This window comes from Chthoniobacter sp. (assembly GCF_040003245.1).
Taxonomy (GTDB): Bacteria; Verrucomicrobiota; Verrucomicrobiia; order Chthoniobacterales; family Chthoniobacteraceae; genus Chthoniobacter.
The window spans coordinates 38,681-45,368 of the sequence record NZ_JBDUCX010000010.1; the positions used below are offsets into that span (position 1 = coordinate 38,681).

Annotated in this window: 5 protein-coding genes; 3 read left to right on the plus strand and 2 right to left on the minus strand. The window is 61.2% G+C overall.

All coding sequences use genetic code 11. The features are described 5' to 3' along the window. Positions 1-4: 4 nt before the first annotated feature. Positions 5-700, minus strand: coding sequence for a prepilin-type N-terminal cleavage/methylation domain-containing protein (locus tag ABJF10_RS02565; RefSeq protein ID WP_348542949.1), 696 nt, complete (start codon positions 698-700; stop codon positions 5-7). 170 nt (positions 701-870) lie between these two features. On the opposite strand from ABJF10_RS02565, the gene ABJF10_RS02570 reads away from it, so the two are divergent. Next, positions 871-1,968, plus strand: coding sequence for a galactosyldiacylglycerol synthase (locus ABJF10_RS02570; RefSeq protein WP_348542950.1), 1,098 nt, complete (start codon positions 871-873; stop codon positions 1,966-1,968). An 82-nt stretch (positions 1,969-2,050) separates the two neighbouring features. Next, positions 2,051-3,439 carry an MFS transporter gene (locus ABJF10_RS02575; RefSeq protein ID WP_348542951.1) on the plus strand — a complete coding sequence of 463 codons (1,389 nt, stop codon included), beginning with the start codon at positions 2,051-2,053 and terminating at the stop codon, positions 3,437-3,439. A 70-nt stretch (positions 3,440-3,509) separates the two neighbouring features. Here ABJF10_RS02575 and ABJF10_RS02580 read toward each other — a convergent pair whose 3' ends face one another. Continuing rightward, complete coding sequence (locus ABJF10_RS02580; protein ID WP_348542952.1) at positions 3,510-4,418, minus strand: sugar phosphate isomerase/epimerase; 909 nt, start codon at positions 4,416-4,418, stop codon at positions 3,510-3,512. 298 nt (positions 4,419-4,716) lie between these two features. Here ABJF10_RS02580 and ABJF10_RS02585 point away from each other — a divergent pair, with 298 nt between their 5' ends. After that, complete coding sequence (locus tag ABJF10_RS02585) at positions 4,717-6,663, plus strand: response regulator (protein ID WP_348542953.1); 1,947 nt, start codon at positions 4,717-4,719, stop codon at positions 6,661-6,663. Positions 6,664-6,688 lie beyond the last annotated feature (25 nt).

Here is a 6,688-nt window from a genome sequence, read left to right on the forward strand (position 1 = left end):
GGGATTACGGGTTGTAGATCGGCTTCCAGCCCTTCTTGTCGTCGTCCGTGGTCGCGGCGGTGAAGGCCTTGTATTGGACCGAAGCCACGTGACCATCTGCATAGAGGGCATTGATCTGTCCCCGGTTATTGTGGGTGCCACGATAGTCCGCGCGACTGACCGCCGGACTGGGAACGGGAATCGCGACGGCCGCGCTCGCGTCCACGGGGAGAAAAGTCACATCATTCACCTTGGCGACATCGACGTTCGGCGCCATGTAAACCAATTGCGAGGCGGCCGTAAGTTTCGTCCAATTGCCGTCAAAATCAGTGGGACCAGGTTGAGCGGGGCGATTGATGATATTGGTATTCACTCCATAGCTCATGATGGGGGCCCCCGTCGTTTTGTCCGCCCGCTTGTCAAAAGGAGAATGGAAAACCTTTGGGTTCGGCACGTATTGGACGACCAGCAACCCCGGGGCCATCAGCGCATTGCCGCCGGTGTCCTGCAATGTGGTCGTGGTCGAGAAAATGGTATCATTATTGTCATTCAGGTAGGCTACCGTGCCGATCCCGATCTGGCGCATGTTGCTGGCGTCATTGGTGGCGTGGGCCTTTTCCAGGACCTTCTGAAAAACGGGCAGCGCGATTCCGGCAAGAATCGCGATGATGGCGATGACGACGAGCAGTTCGATGAGCGTGAAAGCAGCGGATTTTTTCATGGGTGGAAAAGTGGGAGGTGAGGGATAATAAAGCTGTTATCTGCCGATGTCGAGGGGCGCAAATGAGAAAGTGCCAGAGCACGGAAGATTCGCTGCAAGAGGGTGCTGTGGCTGTGCTGTCGCACGATTGTCACTTGCCATACCTCCCGCCATCGCCTTCCACTCCGCGGATGTCGAAAGTTCTGCTTCTGACCGCCGGCTACGGCGAGGGACACAATGCCGCCGCCCGCGGGCTCCATGCTGCGCTGATCGAGGCGGGTGCCGAGGCAGAGATTGTGGACCTCTTTGCGCTGACGGGCGGCGCCTTCTATGAAAAAACGCGACGCGGCTATATCGACCTCATCAACCGTGCGCCCAAAATCTGGGCGGCCGCCTATGCGTTGATCGATAAGGTGCCGGTCGGTGCGCTTTCCATGCCCTTCCTCGGCAAGATGAGGCGGGCACTCGCGGCGATGATTGCGGAAAAGAAGCCGTCGGCCGTCGTCTCGGTGTATCCGAGTTACGGCTACCTGGTGGAGAGGCTTTACCCCGATCCTGCGTCGCGGCCCTTTGCTTTCCACACCATCGTGACCGATTCCATCACCATCAACAGCATCTGGCATCGCTGCTGGAGCGACACGTTTTTGGTGCCGAATGACGAAACGGCCGCGGTCATGATGCGGGTCGGTGTGCCGGAAAAGCGGGTCCGTGTCCTCGGCTTTCCAGTGCCACCGCGCTTTGCCCGGGATCGGCCCGCGCGGCCGGATTGCCCGCCACCCCGGGTGCTTTACATGATCAATGCCGGCAAGGAGCAGGCGCCCAGCATCGTCGAGCGACTGCTCCGGGTCGATCCGTTGCATCTCACCGTGACGGTGGGGCGTGATGAAGAACTGCGCGCCCGCGTGGAGGAAGCTGCCGCGCGCGCCGGGCGCCCGGTGGAGATCCATGGCTGGACCAAGCAGATGCCTGAATTGTTGATGACGCACCACGTCCTGATCGGCAAGGCCGGCGGCGCGACGGTGCAGGAGTGCACCGCCGCGTGCACGCCCATGCTCATGACGCAGGTCGTGCCCGGCCAGGAGGAAGGCAACGCGGAACTGCTTTTCCAAAACAAATGCGGTGCATTGTGTCCGACGCCGGACGCGCTGGCCCGGAAGATCGAGCAACTTTTCGCCGATGGCGCCGCGGAGTGGCGCGTGTGGGAGCAGAACATCACGCGCCTGAGCCGGCCCGACGCTGCCTCGCAGATCGCGCGCTTTATCCTCAGCGCAGAGTCGCAGAATCGCTGAGCGGCAGGAATGCCCAACAAACCCGGTGCCGCCGGGTTTTTTACTTGGCCGCACCGGCCTTCGCCTTCAGCCTCGACCTCCCATGCACGCCCCCTCCGATACCCCGAATCTCCCTTGGTGGAAGAACCTCACCGGCTACCACTGGTTTGTCTTCATCATGGCCAGCATGGCGTGGGTTTTTGACTGCCTCGATCAGCAGATCTTCATCCTCGCCCGCAATTCCGCCATGACGAATCTGCTGCCTCCGGGCACGGACACGAATGTCTACGGCGGCTACGCCACGGCGATCTTCATCGCCGGGTGGGCCACCGGCGGCTTGATCTTCGGCGCGGTTGGCGACCGGATCGGGCGGGCGCGCACGCTGACCATCACCGTGCTCATGTATTCCGTTTTTACCGGACTTTCGGCGCTATCCACGGGCTGGCTGGATTTTGCGATTTACCGCTTTATCACCGGCCTGGGAGTCGGTGGCGTGGTCGGGTTGGCCGTGGCGTTGATCGCGGATACGTTGCCCGACCGCTCGCGAGTCGGCGCGCTGGGAGCGTTTCAGGCGCTGTCCGCGATTGGCAATGTGACGGCGGGTCTCATCAGCATCTGGATGGGCAGCCTCATCGCCGGGAAGACGGTTTCCGCCGCCTGGTCGTGGAAAGCGATGTTCCTCATCGGTGCGGCGCCGGCCTTTCTCTGCGTGCTGGTGCAGTTGCGCATGAAGGAACCGGAGAAATGGGTGCTCGCGCGGGCGGAAGGCCGCCGCACTGGCGTGGCGTTTGGTTCCTATGCGTCGCTCTTCGGTGAGGCGCGGTGGCGTCACAATGCGATCTTCGGCATGTTGCTCTGCGTGGTCGGGGTCATCGGCTTGTGGGGCATCGGCTTTTTTGCCCCGGAATTAGTGGGTCCGGTGATCGAGCGTTCGCTGCGCGAAATGCATATCTCCGCTGACAACATCGCCGCGGCCAAAGCCCGGTGGATCGGCTGGAACTCCATCTTCCAAAACCTCGGGGCATTCTGCGGTATGCTGTTCATGGCCAAGATCGCGCAGAGCCACGGCCGCAAGCCGGCTTTTGTCATTGCCTTCATTGCCGCCATGGTCGCGACGATCGGCTATTTCCAGTTCTTCAATAGCTGGACCCACGTCTTTTGGATGAGCCCGATCATGGGCGCCTGCCAGCTTTCGCTCTTCGCGGGATTTGCGATCTATTTACCGGAACTGTTCCCGACCCGGCTGCGCAGCACGGGCACGAGCTTTTGCTACAATGTCGGCCGCTTCATCGCGGCCAGCGGACCGATCACCATTGGCAAACTTCAGGCGGCGCTCAAGGCTGGGGCGACGACTCCGGACGCGCGGATCGACGCTTTTCGCAACGCCGCCAGCTACATGAGTGCGGTCTTCCTCCTCGGTCTCGTCGTGTTGATCTTCCTGCCGGAAACCAAAGGCCAGCCGCTGCCGGAAGACGTTTTGCCCGCAAAATAATCCCGGCCAGCAAAACGGCGGGCGCCTCGCGACGCCCGCCGTGGGTTGATTTGAAGTTATTCGACGGCGCTTACTTCTTCGCGCCTTGGGTGCGGATGTAATCGATGCACTCCTTGGCTTCGGCGAGGTTGTCCTCCTGGTGGTATTCGTATTCCACGGAGATCGGACCGACGAAGCCCTGCGCCTTGTACTCCTCGAGGATGCCGGGGACATCGCTCACTCCCTGGCCCCAAGGCACGTCATGGCCGCTGGGCAGCGGGACGTTGAGATCCTTGAGGTGGCTCGAAACGATGTGGCCCTTGAGAATGCGGAGGCAATCGACGGGCTTCAATCCGCTGCGCACCCAGTGGCCGGTATCGGCGCAGGAGCCGATGCGCGGGTCGCGGTCTTTCACCACGGACAGGATGTATTCGGGGTCCCACATCTTGTATTCCGGGTGATCGGGGCGCTTCGGGTGATCGTGGAAGCCGACCTTGATGTCGTATTCCTTGACCAGTGGCTCGAAGATGTCGATGGCGTCCACGGATTCCGTATTGATGACGCGGATGCCGAAATACTTGGCGAACTCGAAGATCTTGCGCGCACCGGCTTCATCCTTCGGGATGCCCACCACGCCGTAGGCCACCGGGGTGATGCCTTTTTCCGCGAGCTTGGCTTTCACCTTTTCCCACACGGCCTTGGCGGCATCGCCGTCCAGCTTTTCCGAAGGCTTCTTGCGATCGGCGCCGCGGGCTGGCTCGTGGCTGAACTGGATGTCCGCCTGGTCGGGCGAGAGTTTCTGGCCGGGGAAGAATTCGATGACCTTGGCCCCCGTTTCGGCGGTCTTGTCGATCGCTTCCATGACCGTGAAACGGTTGAAGGTCCAGGCCTGGCAGCCGACTACGAAGCCACCAATCTTGAGATCATCGGGGAAAGAACCGGCCATCGCGCCGGTCACTGTAAGGAGCGCCGCGAGGGCGGCAGGGAGGAGGAATTTCATAGGTGCCATTGGCGAAGATGCCGGGCGGCAAGTCAAGTCTGCGACGCACCCGTGGTTCCACGGCTCCCGCAGAGGGTGAGGTGTAAAAAAATCGCCACTTCAGCAATCCCACGTAAATTATCCTCTGCTGGTGACTTAGGTACGACGAAAAGCCCGATGGGAGCCGTGGGAACACGCGGGAGAAACCCAATGGCAGCGATCCTGCTTTCGCATGATTGACAAATCTCCGGCCACCAGCCGGGGGAGCCCTATCCAAATACCTGTGCACGCAACAGCTACATCCCATGAATCCGAGTGTGTGACTGACGCCACGTACCGGAGCATCGTTGAACACGCCATTGAAGGCATCTTTCAGACTACTCCCGACGGGCAGTATCTGCTGGCCAACCCCGCGCTCGCCCACATTTACGGCTACGAGTCGACGGATGAACTGAAGGGGAACGTGCAGGAGATTGCACGGCAACTTTACGTGGATGTCGGGCGGCGCCCGGAGTTCATCCGGCTGATGAATGAGAATGACTCCGTGTGGGGCTTTGAGTCGCAGATCTACCGCAAGGATGGCACCGTGATCTGGATCTCGGAAAACGTCCGCGTGATCCGCGGAGAAGACGGAACGGTGCTTTACTACGAGGGGACGGTCGAGGACATCACAGCGCGCAAGCGGGCGGAGGCAGAGTTGCGCCGCGCCAAGGAATCGGCGGAGGAAGCGAGCCGGTCGAAGAGCCAGTTCCTGGCGAACATGAGCCACGAGCTGCGCACGCCGCTCAATGCGATCATCGGCTACAGCGAACTCATGCGCGAAGAGGCCGAGGACCTCGAGCTGAAGAGCTTCATTCGTGACCTTTCGAAGATCGAATCCGCCGGCAAGCACCTGCTGGCGCTGATCAACGGCGTGCTCGACATCGCCAAGATCGAGGCCGGCAAGATGGATCTGCACGCCGAGACCTTCGAGGTGGCGAAGATGATCGAGGAAGTGTCGGCGACCGTGGCGCCGGTGGTGGAAAAAAACAGCAATTATTTCGAGATCGTGGCGTCGCCCAACCTCGGCACCATGCACACCGACGTGACCAAGGTGCGGCAGAGCCTTTTCAACCTTCTCGGCAATGCGGGCAAGTTCACCAGGGAAGGCAAGGTCCGGCTCGAGGCCGAACGCGTGACCGATGGCGGCCGGGACTGGCTCGTCTTTCACGTCCGCGATACCGGGGTGGGCATGACGCCGGAACAGACGCAGAAAGTTTTCGAGGCCTTCACGCAAGCCGATGCGTCCACGACGCGGAAGTTTGGGGGTACCGGACTGGGCCTCGCGATCACCCGCGAGTTCAGCCGTTTGATTGGCGGCGACGTGGCCGTCAAAAGCGCCCTGGGACAAGGTTCGGTTTTCACTTTGCGCGTGCCGGCGGTCCTGCCGTCGAGCAGCACGGAAGAAACGGCGGCGCCGAGCGATGCGCTCAACGCGCCGCCGGACACGATCGACGTGGTGGCAGGCCAGCCGCAAGTTTTGTTGATCGACGACGACCCGACCGTCCACGATCTCGTGCGGCGCTTTCTCCAAAAGGAAGGCATCGCGGTCATCGGCGCCCAGAACGGCCCGGAGGGCCTGGAATTGGCGCGCAAGCTTCGCCCCGCGATGATCGTCCTCGATGTCATGATGCCCACGATGGACGGCTGGTCCGTGCTCACCCGGCTCAAGGGTGACCCCGAACTTTCGGATATCCCCGTCGTCATGCTGACCATGGTGAACAACCGCGAGATGGGTTTCTCGCTCGGTGTGGACGATTACATGCTCAAGCCGATCGACCGCAGCGATTTCGTGGCGACCTTGCGCAAGTATTGCAACCGGCAGGACAAGCCCACCGTGCTCGTGGTGGAGGACGACGAGGTCACCCGGGAAATGCTGCGGGCGTCGCTCGAAAAGGAAGAGTTTGTCGTGGTCGAGGCGACCAACGGCGTCGAAGCGTTGAAGAAGCTGGCCACCATTCGGCCCGCCCTCATCCTGCTCGACCTGATGATGCCGGAGATGGATGGCTTCCAATTTACCAAGGAAGTCCGCGCCCATGCCGAGTGGCACGACATTCCCATCCTCGTCATGACCGCCAAGGACATCGCCGCCGAGGATCGCGCACTGCTCGATGGTCAGGTCAGTCGCATCCTGCAGAAAGGTGCGTGTGCCCGGGAGGAACTGCTTTCGGAAATCAGCCATCGGGTCGCGCGCTGCGCCCGTCCGTTGGAAACCGTTGCCGTTTGAATTTGCCATGAAGAAACTTTTGCTC

Bases quoted from the DNA above. Each gene is read 5' to 3' on its own strand.
- ABJF10_RS02575 (WP_348542951.1), top strand. From the start codon at position 2,051: ATGCACGCCCCCTCCGATACCCCGAATCTCCCTTGGTGGAAGAACCTC.
- ABJF10_RS02570 (WP_348542950.1), top strand. From the start codon at position 871: ATGTCGAAAGTTCTGCTTCTGACCGCCGGCTACGGCGAGGGACACAAT.
- ABJF10_RS02580 (WP_348542952.1), bottom strand. From the start codon at position 4,418: ATGAAATTCCTCCTCCCTGCCGCCCTCGCGGCGCTCCTTACAGTGACC.
- ABJF10_RS02565 (WP_348542949.1), bottom strand. From the start codon at position 700: ATGAAAAAATCCGCTGCTTTCACGCTCATCGAACTGCTCGTCGTCATC.